The organism is Pseudoxanthomonas sp. CCNWLW251, assembly GCF_037402255.1.
GTDB lineage: Bacteria > Pseudomonadota > Gammaproteobacteria > Xanthomonadales > Xanthomonadaceae > Pseudoxanthomonas_A.
In genome coordinates, this window is the sequence record NZ_JBBEGA010000004.1 from 20,852 (window position 1) to 39,994 (window position 19,143).

Sequence of the window (19,143 nt, forward strand, 5' to 3'; positions counted from 1 at the left end):
GACGTCAGAACGTATAGGCCGCCTGCAGGTAGAGCCGTCGCGGTTCACCGGGGAAATGACCGTTGCGTTCGATGAAACCGCTGGCCGCATAGACCTTGTCGAACAGGTTCTTGATGTTGGCCTGGAACTTCCAGTCCCGCCATTGCGTCTGCCAGCTCAGGTCGAAAATCGTGTACGGCTTGACCCGCTGCCCCTCCAGGCTGATGCGCTCGTCCGTGTAGTCCGCTCCGAAACCGATGGCGGATGCGATGGCCGGGATGTCATAGCGGGTCCACAGGCCCAGCTTGTTGCGCGGGGCGTTGGCGAAGCGATCGCCTGATGCATTGGTGATGCCGTTGCTGCCGGCATCGATCACGCGGGCATCGTTGTAGGCGTATGCGATGTTGATGACCCAACGGTCGGTCACGTCTGCCAGCAGGTCGACTTCCAGGCCTTCGCTGCGTACCAGGCCAAGTGCCGCCAGCTGGTTGGTTCCGTCCACGACTTCACCCGTGGCTTGCACGATGTTGCTGCGCTCGATCCGGTAGAGCGCTGTGTTGAGCGTGAGGCGGCCATCGGCCAGCAGCGTCTTCAAGCCCATCTCCCATTGCTTGCTCTGCTCGGCATCGAAAGGGCCCCCTGCCGCGGGGTTCTGGTTGCCGGTCGCTTGCGGCACGAAGCCGCTGGCCACGCTGGCATACGCATTCAGTCCATCACGCAGCACGAAGGTACTGCCCAGGCGCCAGCTGAGGTCGTGACCATCCACGCGGGTTCCGCCGATCAGGTCCTCATCCTCAAAGCCGTCCCAGCGCAAGCCGGCCAGCAGATACCAGCGCGGTGTCAGGGTCAGCTCGTCCTGGATGTAACCGCCGTAGCGAATGCCGCGGGTGCTGGTGTCACGCCACGGAAGGGCGGCGAGGTTGTAGTCGCGGTAGGAGGTGATCCCGTATACGGGATTGAACAGGTCGATGCCGGGCACGGGTCCTGCGTTGCGAACCAGGTCCGCGCTATTGGCTGTCTGTGCCGTGAAATCCGAATCCACGTGGTAGTAGTCGGCGCCGAACAGCAACTTGTGTTCCACAGTCCCGGTGCTGAAGCGCCAGACGGCATTGCCGTTCACTGCAATGGCGTCGTTGTCCCGGTACTGGTTGCGCAGCTGGCGCGTCATCCATTCCGCGGTGCCATCGCCGTCCCGGTCGATCAAGCCCATCGGCTCGTGGTAGATCTGATGCTCGCTGTTCTCGAACCATCGCGCAGCAAAGTCGACGTCCCATGCTTGCGCCGGCGAGAAACGATACTGCGCGAGCAGCACCTTGGCATTCATGTCGAGGAAGTCGGTGGCTTCGTTGTGATTCCAGCGACGGTTCGTGAGGAATTCGCCGTTGTCGTTCACTGGCACGCCGCGGAGCCGGTTGCCCCCCAGGTTCTGGGTGATGTCGGTGTATTGCACCGTCAGTTCGCCGGTCTCGCCGATGTCCATGGCGATCGAGGCATCACCGATCACGCTCTGGCTGTCCGCATTCCAGCGAACGCCCTCCTCGCCATCGCCGTAGGCTCCCAGGCGATAACGCACCCTTCCGGACGGGGTGAGCGGACCGGTCGCCTCGACCGAACCGGCAACAAAATCCTCGTTGCCGAATTGGATTTCGGCCCGGCGCTGCACCTTGGCTTGCGGCTTGCGCGTAACGTAATTGATGACACCGCCGGCATCGCCGCCGCCATACAGCGCGCCGGCCGGACCTTTGAGTACTTCGACCCGTTCGATGTTGAACAATTGCGGGACGGAGAAGCCTGCATAGGGATCGCCACGCAGCCCGTCGTACAGCACGTTCTCCTGGCGGAATCCACGCAACGTCACGCCGGCATAGCTGAAGAAGCTGATGCCGCTGATGCTCCGGTAAAGGTCGGTGACCTGGCGTGCGGCCTGGTCATCGATCAGTTCGCGGGGCATGACCTGTACCGACTGCGGCACCAGAGCCAAGGGCGTATCCGTACGGGTACCGACCGCGGCATCGTCGGCCTTGTACAGAGTTTGGGCCCGGCCCAAGACTTGGACCGCATCCAGTTCGGTTACATCAGGGTTGGCAGGTGCGGCGTCAGGGGAAGCCTGGGCATGAGCCTGAAAAATGGCCAAGGACAGGGCGGTGGCCAGGAGGCCACGCGTAAACCGTTGGGGGGACATGAGGGCTTTCAATGCGAATGATTATCAAGAACATCAGTCTATCACCTGTTCTTGCCGGTCGCAGCTGGCCGACTCCCGATAGAAGATCGCTCCCGGTTCCTCAACTTAAGAACTACCCCCCACGGAGGCACCGAGCCCACTCCATAACGATGCCTCACATAAAGCTGCTATTGAGAGCGCCGAGAAAGCATGGTCGCGACCGACAGCTGACATCGGAACTAAGGGTCCCGCCTTCGGCAAAGAAGCCGGCGTCGTACTGCCCGCTTTAGCCCCGGGGCCGAACGTTGCTTAGGATCAAAAACAATGAGGGGCTCCCGAGCGGGAGCCCCTCACATTGGATCTCTGGCGTCTCAGAATCGGTAGCTGAGGCCCAGGTTCACCGAGCGGCCAGGGGCGCGATATCAGGTTAATCCTCGACTGGGGGCAAGGTCGCTCCAGCACCCGATAACCTTGCTAGGATTGCGCCGACTGGGGCAGCCATTACAGGGAAGACGTGGACACTGGAGTGTTCGGAAAGTGGTTTGCCGCACTTCTACTGCTATGCGCCACTCTGGCGCTTTCATGGTGGGCACTGGCATCCAGAACGGGGCGTCCACCTACCGAGTTTGTGCAGAACTTCATCGACCTGAATCGCCGCTTGGACGACAGGGCGAGTTCAGTCGTGTACGACCCGGAGCTCAAACTGTTGGCCGTGGGACGCGAAAGCGGAAGACTGGAGCTTTGGGACACCCGCAGGGTGGATTCGCGTATCGCGCGCCAAGCACATACGGTCCGGATCGACCATGTCGCCATCGGTCCTGAGGATGGCATCGTGCTGACCAGTTCGATCGGCACCACGGTAATGGACCTTGACCCGGAGGGCACGCCCAAGGTGTGGGATGCGCGCAGCGGTGAATTGTTACTCGCGCTCCCGGGGGAATGGCACGGCGGTCCGGTTGCAGCAAGCCCCGTCAAGGGCTACTACCTGATCGGAAGCGCCAACGAACTACGGCTGTACGACCATGCAAAGCGCGCGGTAGTCGGCGACGCCTTGCGCCTCAAGGGATCGGTGACGGCCCTTGGATCGGACAAGAAGTCCGGATTGATCGCCGTGGGCAGCAGCAGCGGCGAGTTGATGCTGCTGAAACTGGAGACCGCAGGCGAGTCTCTCCGCATGCGTGTCGTCAGCAGCACCTCCACCTACGGGCTGGAGATCCGGACCGATGTCCTGGCCGTCATGCTGATGGACGATGGCAAGCGGCTGGTCACGGTGAACTGGCTGCCGAAGGAAAAGCGTCAGGACTTCCCGCCCATCATCTCGGGGCAGCAGACAGAGATCGTGCAATGGGACACGCATAACTGGAAGCGAGAGCGAACCTATCCCCTCACTTTGCAGACGGTGCAATGGGCCTCATACACACCAGGTGAGCCTTGGTTGGTACTGGCCGGCATTGAATCGACACGCGGCAAGATCGAACTGGTCGATCTCAAAGGTGGCGAAGCCTGGCGCTACAAGGCAAACACAACCCACCCCATTGCCGTACTTTTGCCAGCGGACAAGACCGGCATCATTCTTCAGAGCGGCGGCGCCACGCAGATTCGCTACCAGGACCAGCATTGACTGGCTGATCTTTCTCGAATTGCGTTTTGGTGGGCCCACCAGGACTCGAACCTGGAACCAAAGGATTATGAGTTCGCTCGCAATGCCGTAAGCCAAGCAGTATGTAGAGAAGCGCAACGAAGGTCAGCGAAGCCTAGTTCCTTTTGAATCAGAAGGTTAGCGAAAATTCGGTCAGTAATCGGAAACTAGCCGCTGTACCGTAAGCGTACCGCCAGACCCTATGGTCGAAAATCTTGTAGCGGGACGGTAGCACTCTTCAAACGAAGTCATGCATTCCGACCCTTCTCCCTAACCACTAAATCCTGGCGCTCAAGTCCACATCAGAGCCGTAGCGCAGTCCAATTGCGTACACCTTCACTTGATCAACGGAGACCTTCGAAACCACATCAAACTCCGGTCCAAAAAATTCCCAGAATGTCCAGTTCTTCGACGGACTCCAATACTCATCGACCAAGGACGTAGTCGGCGACGATGCAGTCATTCTTTTGCTTATTTCGTGAATCACGCGGAAAGGCGCTTTGTGATAGTCGCCCATTTCAACTTGATAGACATTTATGGACTGGTTCTCTTCGCTCCTTTGGCTCATGAGAAATCTGTACGCTGCCTCGGGTGACTCTGCGGCAAACATACAAACCGCGCGGGAAGGCCGCTTTGCCGGACGAGAAGCCTCTAGGAGATCTACGACCTCAGGATAAAACGTGGTTCTTCCCACTGCACGCAGCGTCGTGCCTAACACAAGATTCGCAAAAGTTGCATGGAATAGAGGAGCTGAATCCATCGACGCTATACCTCATCTATCGGCGGAACTTCCACTTACATCAAACATCTCAATTAAACTGGGTTCAACTAGAAACCGTCTGGCCAACTCCAAGGCTCACTAGCGCCTCAACTTCTGCATGCATGTCCACGGCATGGCCTGGTGCTGAGATCGAGACAACGAGCGCGTAACGCCCTTTGTCCGTCACTCGTCTCTGTCCTGTATGCGACTTCCACCATCCACCTACCGGGAACACTGCAATCGCATCATGTCCCGCAAGATCTATAGCGTATCCACGCCACAAGTCGCAGTGCAGAGAGCCTGCGTTGATCGCCTTCTCGCCAAGGAGCCAATAGCCCGCCTCTTCAGTTGGATTAGAGGTATCACGCTCTTGGGCTGCATTTATACGTGCACGGAAGGCCGAGTCAGTCTCCGAACGCTTCTTCATTGCGAATCGGAGTCCGAAAGAACGATACGTATCAGGTCTCGTAGCAGCTCGACCTGAAAGGTTTGGCTCGACAAAATATGACAGCGTGACTTTCATCACTACTACTTCGTTTTCAAGTGCTTCAAGGGTAGATCTTGGCCACGGGAGATCGTAGAAGTGCATTTCGTTGAAGACACCTGACCTGCCATCAGATCCGAGCGCGAATGGTTGGATCTCTGACTGAGCGATGAGACTCATGTCATTTCGGGCCGATTGGATCGCTCGGTCAATCTGGGGTACGCCATACCCGACCTCTCGCAGGAGCATCTGCTTATCCCTCTTGGAACCACTCTTCCAGTGCGCGCCCCTACCAACAAACCTCTTGTGTACGGGTCCTGGCCATTGCGCTGAGTCGACTGTAAGTGCGCGATGCGTTTCAGGCCAAAGCATCGGAAGCGCAGCCTGCAATTGACCAATAAAGTGGCCGGCCACGCCCACAGCAGCACTAGTTGCCCAGAAAGGCACTAGCGGCTCTGAGGTAACGTCTTTGCCGAGGGCCAACAATGAGACGGACGGATGCCAATCGCACAGTCCGCCGGCATCATGGAGCATGTTGCCTGCCTCAAACAAAACCTCAGGCTTGATGGGTGTAATGTCGAAGGGAAGATCAGTAGATCCACGGCTATAGGGACTTCTATTGTTAGCCGCGACTACTGCCGTGAGCAGAGGCGGCGGAGCAGGCACAACATCCTTCCGCGTGAAGCCACCAATTGTCAGGGCATTCCAACTCTGTGATGGATCTTCCATTGACTGCAGAAGCTTCACATCTTCAAGCATGCCTTCAGGAGTGTTTCCCGTCGCTACTAGCATCAAGCGCTTTGGACGATCCATGGCCAATTCGCTCTCAACTGAATCACCCGCCATTGAACCAGCGGCAATCTGATCCAGAGCGCCGCTCCACGTAGATGGACGACTGGGCGGAAAGTCCTCCGTAGAGGCTGCGAGACAGAATGCTCTCTTTACACCAGCACGCTCCACTTCCACTTTGGCAACTGCGCCTTGAGTCGCTATTCCATAGCTCAAGGGACGCGTTGGTGGGAAGCCGGCGGGCGGTAGGAGCTTCATTGACTCCACCGTGTGAGTCAAACGAAACACCTCGGCACTTTGCATTGCCGCATCAAGATCACCAAATAGTATTAAGCCCGCAATCGCAGTCCCGTGTCCTCCGTATGGGTAATGATCGTCCGCACCCCAGGAATCGTCATACGCCCACGCACCCGCAAGGCTGAGAGCAAGTAGGGGATGCCCCCCGGCCACGCCAGTGTCTAGCGCGCAAACGGAAGGTGAATTCTCCGGAGGGCTCTCCATTCGCTCGACTAGGTCGGCCACCCAGTCATTTGAAGTTGCTCCACCTGCACGTTGATCTAAGAAGGGCTCGATGGTGCCAGTAGCCGCGCGAATTTCAGTTATGGCACCGGGCACCTGCGCCGCGAAGTCCGCAATGGAGCGCACTGGGCCGTGTAGGAATAAAACTGTTGTATCCGGGAATTTCAGCCTATCCGCGTGGATATCAATCCCTTCAGTGGAGCGAACCAGCTCCACTAGAAGATTGACACTCCGTTCCGCCCCTCTTATCCACAACTCCCACCAGGCAGCCTCGGTAGACTCAAAGTCGACTTTTCCTACGAAAAGGGCTTGTGGTGTAGCCGCAGATATTTTCTCGACAACTTCGAATCGGTCCAGGTGCGGACGCGTTGCGCCGACTGATGCGCTTCCGTACTCACGAAGTCTCTCACGTAAAAACTCACGCGACTCATCCGGAATGAACACAAGCGCCCGCTCACTCCTATCTTGATTTCTCTCTGTCCTCAAGATCGCAATGTCTTGCGCTGGGAACTCTAGCTTTTGAGGAAGCCGCACAGCAGCGACTCGTGAGGAAGCAGGCGACGTAGTTGATACCTCTACAACCGAGCCGCTCGGGAGACCAGATATCGTTGCGCGAAAATCAGCAGACGTCGGAGGGATGCTCGGCAATGCTTCAGAGAGCTGCGCTAACAGCTCCCGGGAATGACCTTCGTAGTTCTCGCGCGCCGCTCTCCGCTGTACTGGACGCAGCGGATAGCTGTACTGAACAACCTCTCTAAAGGCATCAATAGAGATATGAGGCCTATCCCTTGCCCCGTAGTCATCTGGCGCCGTCATACCACCTCAAAGAAGTCCATTCGTTTGTTTTTACGGCGGCCAGCGAGCTGCTATTTCAGGTCACTCGTTTCCGGAACCTTCCCTGCAGCGTTTGCCGATTCTTAATTGCAGTGTGCAATGCTTGCGAAGAGATCTTTGCGTCACCTTTCAATATCGCGTCTTTAACAACTGCGTCCCCTGCACGCACGATCTCTCCATGACTAAGGCCAGTCAACGATGGCTCAATTGTCGACCAAACTCGAGAACTAGGTTTTAAGTTGCCTAAGCGGCCTTCGAGAATTGCACGTGCCGATGTATTGTCTGGCAAGTGATATTCAATCACCTCGTCGAATCTACGAGCAAGTGCTTCGTCAAGGATTTCTACGTGGTTTGTCGCTGCAAGGATCAGGCTGTCAGTGGAGTTTGGCTCCTCCATGAACGCTAGCATGGAGTTTAGAACTCGCCTTATCTCGCCCACATCATTGGTATCGCCGCGGCGGGCACCGATAGCGTCAAACTCGTCAAAAAGATAGACTCCACGCGTCTGTGCTATCTGATCGAATACCAGCCTCAACTTGCTTGCCGTCTCACCAAAGAACCTGCTGAAGATGGCCTCAAGACGGATGGTGAATAGCGGAAGGTGAAGTTCGCCGGCCAGCGCCGATGCGGTCATAGTCTTGCCCGTTCCAGGAGGACCCACAAGCAGAAGGTGTGTGGTGGGAGCAAGGCCGTAATCTCGCAATCGCGCTCGTTCGGATTGTTCTCGCACAACCCGTTCTAATCGATGCCTCACTTCATCTGTGAGTACCATGCTTGCAAGTGAAGTCTTCGGATATCCGGCCTCCAACAAGCCTTGGAGCTCCCCACGAGGCCTCGCTAGTGGAATTGCCGTCTGACCACTAGTCAACTTGGAGCGACGCTGGCGATCGCGAGCACGCTGAACCAAACTTTTCAGCCTATCAGCCTCTTCCTGTCTGCCTTGACGCGCTTCATGTGCCGCAATTTGAAGTGCGATAGAAAGGAACTGGTCCTCGTCTCCCTCAATATGAGAGGTCAACAATGCAAGCAGTTGCTTGGTCGACACTCGGACCTCCAAACGGACCTGGTTGAGCTGCGGAATAGCGGAAGTTACGCCTACCTTAGCCATTCTAGCCTTTGTGCCCTCGCACCAATAGGGCCGCGTCCCCCGAGGACGTCAGCCTTGCTACCCAGCCATCTGGCTCGCGGATTGGTGAACTGAATAGGGCCATTCTCCGTACCACTGGACTAGGACCGCTTGCCCTCGCATCGGCACGGCCGGGAATCGAATGCTTCCAGCAGATCTCGGCTGCGCTACAGGCAAATGGAGTGCATCCGGGTGGCCTCTTCATCCGGGGGTATTAGGGCTTGCCCATCCCTCGCTCAGGAGCCTCGACCCAGCAAGTCCGCCAGCTCTTCACCTGACAAACGCGAATGCCTTGCAATGCTTGACCGAATAGCACTCTCGTCGTCCGATCGCATTTCCTCACGCTCCACGAATAGCAGCGTGGATTTCTCCTGGAGCTCGCGGATTCGTTCGCAGTCTGGCGCAGATTGACTCCGCTCCCTCTCGATCTCTGCCGCAATCTTCGACATCTTGCCACCAATAAGCTCTCGCGACAGCTCGTAGAGTAGGCCCACCTCGTATGACATTGACAATTCGCCTCGTAGTATTCGGGATCCAGCTGCCACACACGGCATCACCATTGAGACCTGGGCTACTAGCTCTCATCAACTATCCGCCATCTATGAGAGCACGCGTTCACAAGCGCATGGACTTCTCGCCTATGTACGTCGACCTTTTCAAGTAGGTGTTCGGCTAACAGCGCCAGTTTGTTGGTATCGGCTCCAGTGCCCATATTAAGCCGCCTCGCGATTTGATTCAGATTTCGCCCAATTGCGGATAGCTCATAGTTGGACGATCCAAGGGCCTCAAGCTCAGCGCCGCCCACGGTTATCCCTCGCGTCAGCGCTGCACGAATCAAGCTCACAATCCAAAACTGGATTGAGCACTCACGATCATGCGCGATCTTAGATATCGCGGCGTACTCCGACTGAGTGAGCATCAACTTCACTGCCTTCTTTGGTGCGCGATCTACAACCCGATCCACGGTAAGTTTTCCTTCTTCGTGCTGCACCTCGTCCTTGACCTTTGGTCTGGGCCTGTTCGCTAGCTGAGCCATCACTTGCCGAAGAACCTCAGGACCATCTTCTTGATTCGCCTCGATGAAGCTCTCCCAGTGCGCCAGTAGGTCGACGGGCACTCTCAGTCGCAACACTTTGCTTTCTTTGCGGCCCAAGCCCTTCTTTGATTTTCGCGTCATATAACCACCTCCCGCCTGTTCCTCAGAAGGACCCATATCTACGGCGCCCTCAGCTAAATGTGTCCACACATCGGCACCAAGTGCCTATCCTGCAATAGAACTCTCAACCCCCAATTTTTTCGTCCGGACGAAAACTCGCAACTCCAGCTCATTCTTTGAGCGACGCCGCAATCCATCCCTCTACGTGCGCGCAATGAGGATGTTCGCTCTGAATCGTGAGTGTGATTTTTGCGCTGACCTTCGGGCTTACCCCCTAGAAGGTCGAACTGTTCGTCATGACGAACAAACCCCGTGGAGTCCAATCCGTTCGTCATGACGAACAAACCCTGGGGAACCCCAGGCGTTCGTCATGACGAACAAACCGCGGGGAGCCCGAGGCGTTCGTCATGACGAACAAACCCCGGGGAGCCCAGCTGTTCGTCATGACGAACAAACCCCAGGGAGCCCTAGGCGTTCGTCATGACGAACAAACCCCGGGGAGCCCAGCCGTTCGTCATGACGAACAAACTCCGGGGAGCCCAGCCGTTCGTCATGACGAACAAACCCCGGGGAGCCCAGCCGTTCGTCATGACGAGCAAACCCCGAGGAGCCCAGCCGTTCGTCAAGACGACCTTATCCAGTTGGCGGTCAAAACGGTCGAAACTCTATATCAGTGACAGACGGGTAGGCTGCCACTACATAGCTCACAGCCTTACCCCCGGTGTGAAACTTCATGTGCTCGATGCGGCACGGGCGCCCACCATCGGAGACGTAGAGTGCGATGCGAAACACTGCGTCTGGGTCAATCTTCCGTATCTGAGCTCGCCTGATGACAGGAGACGATCTCAATACCTGGCACTGCGCACTGTTCATTGCTAGAAGTGTCACCGCCCGCCTCCGCTTTCTTCCGAACCCTTTACACCGTTCTTTATCCCCATTGACTGGCGGAACTGATCCATCACAGCCCGCCTGTAGGCGGGATTCGGCGACGCGAGCGTCCTTCCCATCGCAACATGCTCGAATCGACGAGATGTGGTCTGCAGGCCCGTCTTAGGGTCCAGCCTTGTAGATACTGGATTCGCGATATCGTTTACCGAAGCTGCACCGGTAGATGCAGCTCTCGCTGCACTTGTAATGGGTGAAGCCATCTCACGTAGCGACATTGCGGCCGCAGAGACACCACCTGCCAAGCCAGAGGCCATACCGCCGACTTGGAGGAGGAGGTACGACAGGATTCCCGTCAACCCTAGAATCTGCAAAGCGGCAAAAGCAGGCGAGTTGATGCCGTTGGCCGACACATCGGCCGCCGCAATGAAGTGGTCGAAGGCTGCATTAGCGAAGGTCATCACAACCGAAGCAAAGACAATGGTGAGCGTGTAGTTCAGAACCTGACTGAACCATGCGTCGAAGAATCGCGCTGTAGCCGGCCACATCAAGCACATAATGAACAGTGGACCGACCCCAAACATAATTCCTAAAGCGAGCTTGGCGGTCATAACTATCGCTCCTCCGATCAGCGCAAAGAGGAGGGCGCCAATGCCGATCGACAACCCCGAGAAAAGCCAGCCAAGCGCCGATCCAATGTGCATTCCAGCTTCATCTGCATTTGAAAGGCATTCGCCTACGAGCGTGAACGATCTATCCAGAGATCTATCAAGTGCTTCGTATATCGTGGAACTGTTAGATGTGCCTGGCTGAACAGCGCTAGCCAAGCCGGCTTGTAGACCCTCAAGCGCTCCCACTACCCATTCCATGTAGTTGCCACTATTCAGTGCGAACGTTGCAATGATGGCGAACTTCACGAGCTGCTTCAGTACGGCAGATACAGGCGAGGTGAGATACCCACCCATCATCATGTAGGACATGATCAATAGGTAAAGAGTGACGCCAGCCACCGCCAAAGGCCCCAACGAGTTTGTGAGGTTCCCCACGGCAGGAATCACGAACGAGTTGACAGCCCCGTCTATTGTCTCGCCTACAAACCTAAACAGCATTACGGAGCTACTCATCGCGCTTCTCCTGCTTTAGATCAATTCCACGCCCCTTGGCAGTCCAGACAGCGCGATCTCTCGCACGGATTTCCTTCTCTTCCACCTCTTTGCCTTCGTCGTCTTTCCATGCCGTATTGCCTCCGATGCTGCAGCTAGAGAGGATGAAGCAGCTCAAAATGGCCAATGCAATATTCTTGCTAGACGTCATACGCCCCCCCCAATTCACGATGCTCGACTGATATCGCGAAGATTCTCAATGGCATCAGAGCTTGAATAAAAAGGAGTATTCCTAGCAGTTGGGTATGTTCCACTTGGACAGCTCCCCCAAAAATTGGGTGCAGACACCACTCCCATGCCGCGACCGCCAACTGCACCAGAGAAGTCACTACGAACCATACGATCGGCCACTTCGGAAGGTTGAAAGCGTTCGCGTAAAGCTTGCGGATAATCCATGTAAGAACGACGACCTCGGAAGCGAGATAGACGAGATGGAGACTCTTCACGGCTTCCTCCTGAACTTCATCGGTTCAACTTGAATGCCTCGCCCTTTCGAATTCCAGACTCTCGCGTTCCTCTCTACAATCTGCTGTTCTATTAGCTTCGACTCTGCGTCGGCAACAAGGCGATATAGATCTAGCTTCGTTTGTTCGTTTTGAAGAGCCGCTTGCTCGGTCTGGATTCTCGCTTGAAGCTCAGCGATCGCTTTTGGATCAGTCGTTCGATTGATTGATTTCATTAGCGCAGCTATTTGGTCCCAGCGGCTCGCTGCTTTGTCATACGCGTCGAGAGCGAACGCCTTATCAATCGCACCTTTGGCCGCCGCACGCTCACATAGCGCTTTTTCCGCCTCCCTATGCCTTGAGCATGCGTCGTAGAGAGAGGATCCCTCCCTGATTGCTCGAGCGTGTCCCGAAAGGCCCTTGTAGCCGCCATTTGCGACTTGGTCGTAAACCTTCTTCCATTGCTCGGGTAGGTATTGCTTGAAGGATGGGTCGTTAGCAATTTCTCCGAGTGCCCTACTTCCAGTCACCGCACTGTATTGCCTTTTCATCTGCGCGAGCTGACCTTTCAGCTGGTCAATCTGCTCTATCGCCTTAGCAATGCTCTCTGCTTGGTTCGCCTGACCTTGAGCAATTGAGGCGGTATCGATGACAGGTACACCAGACGCGGTTGCGTCGCCGGCGTAGGCTATCGCGAGAAGAAACGCTGACGCGATTTGAAGCAGGCGGCATCTCCAGCCCACATAGACTCCACTTTTCATGCTTTTGCCTCCTCGATTGGAGTCCGCTTCGGTCCATGGGTTGCCAGCGCGTTCCCTGGGAAGATGTTGTCGTTCATCACAGTCGCCACTGCTGAAGTCATGCGTGATCGCTCTCGGTAAAGTCGCGCTTCGTCTGGCCACCGAGCATCTGCCTCTCGAAGGCGGCTTCTAAGCACTTCTTCGTCGTCGTCAACGCGAAACTGCTGATATGCCCAATTCACGGAGTTCATGAAAGGTGATTCATGCGCCGGGCCAGCATTCGAGGTATCTGCGGTCTTGACGTCACCGCATTGGCGCCTAAGGCCTATACGCCGTCCCCGGCTGAAGTTGAAGGTCCCGCTTCGTGCACGCGCGATAAGCTCAATCAGCAGCCCGTTAGGGCTTACCACCGATGTTTCCTCCATCCGCGCAGCAAACTCATCAAGGACATCCTGTTGGACTTCCGAGCGAAGAGGGGCAAGCATGACTCTTGCGCGAGAACGATCGTTTTCACTCAGCGCCTCCAGCCCTGTGGCCGACCAATCCAAGTGATCGCCCGCTGTCGTAGTAGTTTCTTCTTGTAGAAGAGTCTTCTTACTACTACTGCTTCTTGCGGTGCGGTTTCCGGATCTCGGTCCACCGGATCTCGACGCACCGGCTGTCGGTCGACCGGAGTTCGGTTTGCCGGAGTTCGGTTTTTGCACTTCGGCCGCCGGAGTGTGGTCACCCGTTTCCGGCTTGGGGTCGCCATAGATGCGAGTGATCGTGCTCCAGCGGCCGCGGGCATCCTGCTGCTTGATTACGTGTGCGTATCCGAGAGCCCTTAGCTCCCTCATTGCTGTGAGAATGGCGAACCTACCCTCAGTTGCCGACTCACGCGCAAGGTCGGTCGCGCTCATACGGAAACCAGGAGCGTTGCTCAAAAGGCGGATGGCAATACCTCTTGCGCGGAACGATAGCCTCTTATCTCGGGAGAGTTGTGTTGGAACACTATGATGAGAGCAAGCAGCGACTTCATAGTTCATGCCGCCGCCCTCTCGTCCAGATCGTCTATCAGCTTTGCAACTTCAACGACTGCAAAGTAGATTCTTTTCCCGATTCGACGCTTGGCTGGGTTGAGTCGTCTAGCTAGGCTGTTGTCACCTGCCAGCGTCATTCGCAGTCCGTCTGGACTTCTACTTAGAATTTTTGCAAGCTGCGTCTGGGGCATTAGTGGTGACCCATCGGTGAGTTTTAGCAGAAGGTCAACTGTTGTACTCATGACCGACCCCGCACCGATGGATCGCTTGGCTTGCTTGTTGCTCGCTTCGAGCCCTCGGCTTGCGGATTCGCTAGCGAGTTTGTCGCCCTAAATTGCACGTCCAGGTGTGCAGCAACGTCGACCAGCCGAAATAGGCGCCTACGCCCCAGCTTGAATGACGGAATTGGATAGTTGCCCCTACTCAACGCGTTTCGGACGGCATCGGCAGAGGTAGAGGTGATTTCTGCCACCTGATTCACGCTTAGGGATGGTGGGTACTTCGACGAGAGATAGTCGAGGGAATTTTCAGTATGTGTGGTCACGATGCACCCTTTGCAGTAGGCACTTGCTCGAACAAGTGAGATGCAAGGTGCTAGGGCGAATTCAAGAATGACGGGTACGACGGACCGCCGGCCTATTGGCCGCCCTAAGCACAACTTGCGCGAAAGGGGACCACGTATGCGTGGTCCGTAGCCCGCCAACCGAAAGAAGCGGTCCGTATATTCCTGCACCTCTATGGCTAAGCGTGGCGGCGCTAGCTTCGGTCAGGCGGATCCGTTCTAACTTTGGTGGCAACCGAAGAACAATCTGGCCCACCGTAGCCGGCAATGTCTCGCCGACGATCGAATCTAATCACACATGTTGGGAACTATCAAGATAGAAGCTGCTACCACGCTTGGCGGAGGTCTGCGCAGAATTTGATCGATCGCCCTGACCCGACCTATGGCTGCAGTGACGTCGCGCTAAGCCCCTCGCCAACGGGATGCTCCTGAGCTAGAAACTACGCGCCTTCGTTTCGCATTCTCTATGGCTGTGCAGGCATGCAAATTACAGTTCGCGCACTTTGACTCCGCCCAACCTGATGGGTTGCGCCAGGATGTAGTAGTCGTCCCTGTCGAACTCTGCGTTAATCAGCTTCAACTTCTTTGCATCTTTCAATGATCCAGCGCTGCCGCAGTAGCGCCAATGATCAATCACATGAAGCTGTCGACCGCCTTCGTCGCGCTCTTCGATCGCTATGCGACCTTGATAGGGCCACTTCATCACGTGTATCGATTCGAGTGCCCCTCTCAACAGCTGGTCATGCACCAATACGTCTCCCTTTCCGCAGCAGACGCCTCCACATCGTCCGATTGTGTACCGGAAGCAGGGCCTTTCACCTTGTGGTCTTTCAATCCCTAAACGCACATAGCATAGGTTGTTCTCGTCGGCGAACTTGCGAAGTGTCTCTACTGCGCGAACCTTGCTGCCAAACAAGCCATAAAGCTCATGGTGCGTTCGAAATTCGGGCTCGTTGGAGTAGACGAACCTGACCCCCGCTAGATCTAGTGCCATGGAACATAGCCTGTGCACACGTCGAAGCTTCTTGTTATAGAGCGGTTGCAGAGCCTTAATTTGCTGCGCTTCGAGAAGCTGGGCCCCCAAGTCACCCGCCGTTCGAACGTGGGTTATAGATTGAGTCTGGGCGAGCAACCTTGCCTCCTCCGCCGTGCGGAGGTGATTCATTACCCGCGTGCGGATGTTGACGCTTTTCCCGATGTAGAGCGGCACCGACTGACTGTCGCCATAGAAGTAGTACACGCCGGCCGCTCGAGGCAGATCCTGGATCTGCGACTGCAGATGGGATGGGTACTCGTACGGGAAGCGTGGACGCTCTTGGGATCGGAACAGCATGGCGGACTAGCAGGTCGCTCGAGGGAGGTCGTGGACAGAGGTCGTGTAGCAGGGGGACAACATCTGCTGGCGCATGCCCCAGGCTGGCTTAGCCTGCCAACCGCTGGCACCCAGCCCCGCTACGCCCCGTCCGAACTTGCGGTTGATCTGGTCGAGCGTCGCCATGAGGCGATCGTCCCCGACCGTAGCGGGTGAGAACAGGTCGCCCTGCAGCTCGCTGGGTCTAGCTAAGTCGGTGAGCGTCACGCCCGCCTTCTTGTAGCCGTAGCCACTGCGCAGCATGCCCGCCATCAGTCGGCGAATAGCTCTCAGCACCATGCGGGAGTCCGACGTAGCCGTTGGGAAGCTGACCATGCGCCCCGGGTTGTGCTGCTTGAGCTCGGGCCGGTAGGGGTCGGTATGCGCGAAAACCCCGACTGCAGAGGCCACCAAGCCGCGGCGGCGTAGCTTCTCGCAGGCACGGACTGCAAACGTGGCCACCGCCTGGGCGACCGCCTCATGATCCTCGACGCGATCGGCAAAGGACCGGCTCACGATGATCTGCTGGCGATCAGGCTCGATCTCCTCCAGGTCCATACAGGACTGCCCCTGCAACTCGCGCTGCGTCCTGGTCATAACCACGCCAAACCGCTCCAGGATCAGGTCGGTAGGTGCGTCCCGCAGCTGTGCGGCCGTGGTGATCCCCAGGGCGGCCAGCTTCTCGGACCACTTCCTGCCTACGCCCCAGAGATCGCCCACAGGGAAGTCTTCCAGGGCTTGGGCCTGCTGCGCCTTGCTGGCCAGCACCACCACTCCCCTGCCCGACTTCGCCAACTTGTTGGCCATCTTGGCTAGCGTCTTGGTAGGCGCTACGCCAATGCAGTTCGGGATACCCGTCCAGCGGTGGACGCGATCGCGGAGGTCACGACAGAAAGCCTCGCGGTCCCGGATGCCCGACAGGTCCAGGAACGACTCATCGATTGAATAGACCTCCACACGCGGCGCCGCATCCCTGAGGATGGACACCACGCGGGCGCTCATGTCGCCGTACAACGTGAAGTTGGCTGACCGCACCACAAGCTGCCGGCGCAACGCTGGCGCTACCTGGTGGATCGGATGGCCCATGCGGATGCCAAGGGCCTTGGCTTCAGCACTTCGGGCGATGGCACAGCCGTCGTTGTTGCTGAGCACTACAACCGGCTTCTTGCGGATAGCCGGGTCAAACACCCGCTCGCAGCTCGCGTAGAAGTTGTTTCCGTCAACCAGAGCGAACACGGTTCCTGCCTCGATGGATCTGGCGGGCCACGCTCACAACAGCGAAGACTTCCGCCTCCGTGCCAGGCGCAAGGACGATAGGCGGGTAATGCGGGTTCCGGCTATGGAGCTCAATGTGATCAGCGCACACCTTCAGCATCTTGCACGCCGGCTGATTTCCGTCCCAAGTAGCAATGACGAGATCCCCGTCGACAGGCGTCACAGAGCGATCGACCACCAGCAGGTCGCCGTCACAGATGCCGGCGTGGAGCATGGACCAACCTTCAGCCCTGTAGAGGTACGTAGCCAACGGGTTGCGGACCAGCATGTCGTTCAAGTCGATCGTGTCGTCTTGAAAGTCTTCAGCCGGCGACGGGAACCCTGCGCGCACCAGCGCAGCGCCCAGCGGCAATGGCTGCGGCACTGGGTCAATCGCTGCAGGGCCGATCAAGTGGGCAATGGTGTCGTGTGCGGGGTTCAGCATGGGGCGCATCCTCTGGCCTCCCCGTCGCACCGTGCGAGACGGGGCAGAAAATCGTAGACCTGTCGCCGCGGCCCTCGCTATTAGTATTTCGCTGAACGGGCCAAACCCATTGATTGCGCTGAGTCTGCTTCTTGCGTGGAACTGAAACCAGTGGCATGCGCGGCAGTTTCACGCGCAATTCGATACGGTCATCCAATGCAACCGTTGCCTCGTAGCTTCTACGCTCGCGATCCAAGAGTCGTAGCACCAGAACTGCTCAACAAACTGATCGTCGTTGCTGATGGCCGCGCCGGTCGCATTGTTGAAGTAGAGGCATACTGCGGCGTGGAGGATCCTGCCGCCCACACCTACCGAGGCAAGACCGCCCGCAACGCCACGATGTTTGGTGAGGCTGGTCACCTCTACGTGTACTTCAGCTACGGCATCCATTGGTGCGCCAACACTGTTTGCGGTGCTGAGGGAGAAGGCGTTGGCGTGCTGCTCCGCGCCATCGAGCCCGTGCAGCGGCTTGATGCCATCCGGGAGGCGAGAGGGAACCTGCGGCGTGATGGTGACCTGGGAAGCGGACCCGGCCGTCTAGCTCAAGCGCTGGGAATCACTGGTGAGCTCAACGGTGCTGATCTAGTGACGAAGGACCAGGGCGTGTGGCTCGTTGACGACGGCGTTGCCCCGCCCCGCAAACCTGCAGCTACACCAAGGATCGGGATATCCAAAGCTAAAGAGCATCCCTGGCGGTGGCATGTGCCGGATAGTGTCCACGTGTCGAAGCTACGCAAGCCACGGTAGCGACCCCTCTGGAGCTGTCTCGCTTTGACATCGTGTCCACATGTCGTGCGTAACTTAGCTTCTTCTATTTTTTGACTGATGGAGATCTGACGAGATGGCCGCCAAAGCCAAGCTCCCGCCGGATTTCGTGTGGCGCCAGGAAGCAGACGTTGACGCCCATGTGATGTATTTGGACGCCTTTCCCATAGCTCGCGTTGAACAGACGGGCAACGGCGGCTGGGTCGTCCAGACCCTGCTCGATGTGCCTGGTGTCGAATGCCAGCGGTGGGCTGTTCGCAATGCAGAACTTGGCCGAGGGTCGGCCGGTCGCTGGGCGCTGCAACGCCTGCGCCTCATCGTCCGAGCCTGCGGACGTGAGGACCTCGCCCCACCGATGGAGCCAGCGAAACGGCGCCGCTTCTACGCGTGGCAGCGTCCCGGCTGGGCGCAGGCCTCTTGATGGCGCGGCTGATCTGGAACGCCGACGCTTGGGACGAATTCAAAAGCGCGGCGCGCAACTTGTACTACAAGGGTCTGCGGCGCGATGAGCTCTGGAAAGAGCTGGAGAAGGCACTGGTGCCGCTCTACGCGTCCGCCGACCCCAAGGAACACGCGCAGGTGTACGAAGATTCCCTCCGCTACCTGATCGCCTGCGGCTATCTCCCCGCATCCATGTCTCCCTAGCGGCTGGCTGATCTGAATGCTGTCCAACATGTGTGCCGATCACGGCAGGAATTGACGCCGAATCCACGGCTCACCCAACAAAATTCTGTGCAGTAAAACGCAGGACAATAAATGACTATCTCTCTAGCGCCCAACTTCTCTTGGCGAGAGAGCCCGCATGTCGGCGACCGATTCAAGGTCAACCCCCATCGCACGGCCCACACGCTCTATTTATCCCAACGTCCGATCGCTTGCATCGAACCGCATGGAATAGGTTTCGGCGTGCGTTTTCTAGACCAATCTATCGAAACTCCAGGTCGTACCGTGGCTGTGCCTACGGTACGACGGGGCAAGATGTTTGTTGAGAACTGGATCCGCGCTAGAGATGCATCGCTATGCGCCCTTG

Annotated in this window: 14 protein-coding genes; 4 read left to right on the forward strand and 10 right to left on the reverse strand. The window is 57.3% G+C overall.

The features are described from left to right. Nucleotides 1–4: 4 nt before the first annotated feature. Entirely contained in the window at nucleotides 5–2,161 is a 2,157-nt protein-coding gene (locus tag WBN46_RS14985) for a TonB-dependent siderophore receptor (protein WP_337732249.1), read from the reverse strand. A gap of 607 nt (nucleotides 2,162–2,768) precedes the next feature. Between WBN46_RS14985 and WBN46_RS14990 the strand changes: the two genes are divergently transcribed. Then, nucleotides 2,769–3,761: a hypothetical protein gene (locus WBN46_RS14990; RefSeq protein WP_337732250.1), complete on the forward strand. Its 993-nt coding sequence runs from the start codon at nucleotides 2,769–2,771 to the stop codon at nucleotides 3,759–3,761. Nucleotides 3,762–4,056: 295 nt separating this feature from the next. Here WBN46_RS14990 and WBN46_RS14995 read toward each other — a convergent pair whose 3' ends face one another. From WBN46_RS14995 to umuD, 9 genes are all read right to left on the reverse strand, one after another. Further along, the gene (locus WBN46_RS14995) at nucleotides 4,057–4,539 is read right to left on the reverse strand and encodes a hypothetical protein (RefSeq protein ID WP_337732251.1); all 483 of its coding nucleotides are present in this window, start codon (nucleotides 4,537–4,539) and stop codon (nucleotides 4,057–4,059) included. Between the two features lie 64 nt (nucleotides 4,540–4,603). After that, nucleotides 4,604–6,547, reverse strand: coding sequence for a S8 family peptidase (locus tag WBN46_RS15000; protein ID WP_337732252.1), 1,944 nt, complete (start codon nucleotides 6,545–6,547; stop codon nucleotides 4,604–4,606). A 655-nt stretch (nucleotides 6,548–7,202) separates the two neighbouring features. Further along, nucleotides 7,203–8,210: an ATP-binding protein gene (locus WBN46_RS15005; RefSeq protein ID WP_337732253.1), complete on the reverse strand. Its 1,008-nt coding sequence runs from the start codon at nucleotides 8,208–8,210 to the stop codon at nucleotides 7,203–7,205. Between the two features lie 655 nt (nucleotides 8,211–8,865). Beyond that, the gene (gene mobC / locus WBN46_RS15010; RefSeq protein ID WP_337732254.1) at nucleotides 8,866–9,468 is read right to left on the reverse strand and encodes a plasmid mobilization relaxosome protein MobC; all 603 of its coding nucleotides are present in this window, start codon (nucleotides 9,466–9,468) and stop codon (nucleotides 8,866–8,868) included. Between the two features lie 863 nt (nucleotides 9,469–10,331). Beyond that, complete coding sequence (locus tag WBN46_RS15015) at nucleotides 10,332–11,456, reverse strand: type IV secretion system protein (protein WP_337732255.1); 1,125 nt, start codon at nucleotides 11,454–11,456, stop codon at nucleotides 10,332–10,334. A 481-nt stretch (nucleotides 11,457–11,937) separates the two neighbouring features. Continuing rightward, nucleotides 11,938–12,699 carry a P-type DNA transfer protein VirB5 gene (virB5, locus tag WBN46_RS15020; RefSeq protein ID WP_337732256.1) on the reverse strand — a complete coding sequence of 254 codons (762 nt, stop codon included), beginning with the start codon at nucleotides 12,697–12,699 and terminating at the stop codon, nucleotides 11,938–11,940. 2,047 nt (nucleotides 12,700–14,746) lie between these two features. After that, nucleotides 14,747–15,592: an endonuclease gene (locus tag WBN46_RS15025; RefSeq protein ID WP_337732257.1), complete on the reverse strand. Its 846-nt coding sequence runs from the start codon at nucleotides 15,590–15,592 to the stop codon at nucleotides 14,747–14,749. A gap of 6 nt (nucleotides 15,593–15,598) precedes the next feature. Beyond that, complete coding sequence (locus tag WBN46_RS15030) at nucleotides 15,599–16,846, reverse strand: Y-family DNA polymerase (protein ID WP_337732258.1); 1,248 nt, start codon at nucleotides 16,844–16,846, stop codon at nucleotides 15,599–15,601. Further along, nucleotides 16,830–17,309, reverse strand: a complete 480-nt coding sequence (umuD, locus tag WBN46_RS15035) for a translesion error-prone DNA polymerase V autoproteolytic subunit (protein WP_337732259.1) — start codon at nucleotides 17,307–17,309, stop codon at nucleotides 16,830–16,832. Before umuD ends, WBN46_RS15030 begins: the two co-directional genes overlap by 17 nt. A gap of 195 nt (nucleotides 17,310–17,504) precedes the next feature. Between umuD and WBN46_RS15040 the strand changes: the two genes are divergently transcribed. From WBN46_RS15040 to WBN46_RS15050, 3 genes are all read left to right on the forward strand, one after another. Beyond that, nucleotides 17,505–18,095: a DNA-3-methyladenine glycosylase gene (locus WBN46_RS15040; protein ID WP_337732260.1), complete on the forward strand. Its 591-nt coding sequence runs from the start codon at nucleotides 17,505–17,507 to the stop codon at nucleotides 18,093–18,095. A 94-nt stretch (nucleotides 18,096–18,189) separates the two neighbouring features. Then, entirely contained in the window at nucleotides 18,190–18,534 is a 345-nt protein-coding gene (locus tag WBN46_RS15045) for a hypothetical protein (protein WP_337732261.1), read from the forward strand. Then, nucleotides 18,534–18,758, forward strand: coding sequence for a hypothetical protein (locus WBN46_RS15050; protein ID WP_337732262.1), 225 nt, complete (start codon nucleotides 18,534–18,536; stop codon nucleotides 18,756–18,758). Before WBN46_RS15045 ends, WBN46_RS15050 begins: the two co-directional genes overlap by 1 nt. Nucleotides 18,759–19,143 lie beyond the last annotated feature (385 nt).

Excerpts from the sequence above, each read along its gene's own strand:
- virB5 (WP_337732256.1), bottom strand. The coding sequence starts at position 12,699 with ATGAAAAGTGGAGTCTATGTGGGCTGGAGATGCCGCCTGCTTCAAATC.
- WBN46_RS15025 (WP_337732257.1), bottom strand. The coding sequence starts at position 15,592 with ATGCTGTTCCGATCCCAAGAGCGTCCACGCTTCCCGTACGAGTACCCA.
- WBN46_RS14985 (WP_337732249.1), bottom strand. The coding sequence starts at position 2,161 with ATGTCCCCCCAACGGTTTACGCGTGGCCTCCTGGCCACCGCCCTGTCC.
- WBN46_RS14995 (WP_337732251.1), bottom strand. The coding sequence starts at position 4,539 with ATGGATTCAGCTCCTCTATTCCATGCAACTTTTGCGAATCTTGTGTTA.
- WBN46_RS15045 (WP_337732261.1), top strand. The coding sequence starts at position 18,190 with ATGGCCGCCAAAGCCAAGCTCCCGCCGGATTTCGTGTGGCGCCAGGAA.
- WBN46_RS15040 (WP_337732260.1), top strand. The coding sequence starts at position 17,505 with ATGCAACCGTTGCCTCGTAGCTTCTACGCTCGCGATCCAAGAGTCGTA.
- umuD (WP_337732259.1), bottom strand. The coding sequence starts at position 17,309 with ATGCTGAACCCCGCACACGACACCATTGCCCACTTGATCGGCCCTGCA.
- WBN46_RS15050 (WP_337732262.1), top strand. The coding sequence starts at position 18,534 with ATGGCGCGGCTGATCTGGAACGCCGACGCTTGGGACGAATTCAAAAGC.
- WBN46_RS15015 (WP_337732255.1), bottom strand. The coding sequence starts at position 11,456 with ATGAGTAGCTCCGTAATGCTGTTTAGGTTTGTAGGCGAGACAATAGAC.
- mobC (WP_337732254.1), bottom strand. The coding sequence starts at position 9,468 with ATGACGCGAAAATCAAAGAAGGGCTTGGGCCGCAAAGAAAGCAAAGTG.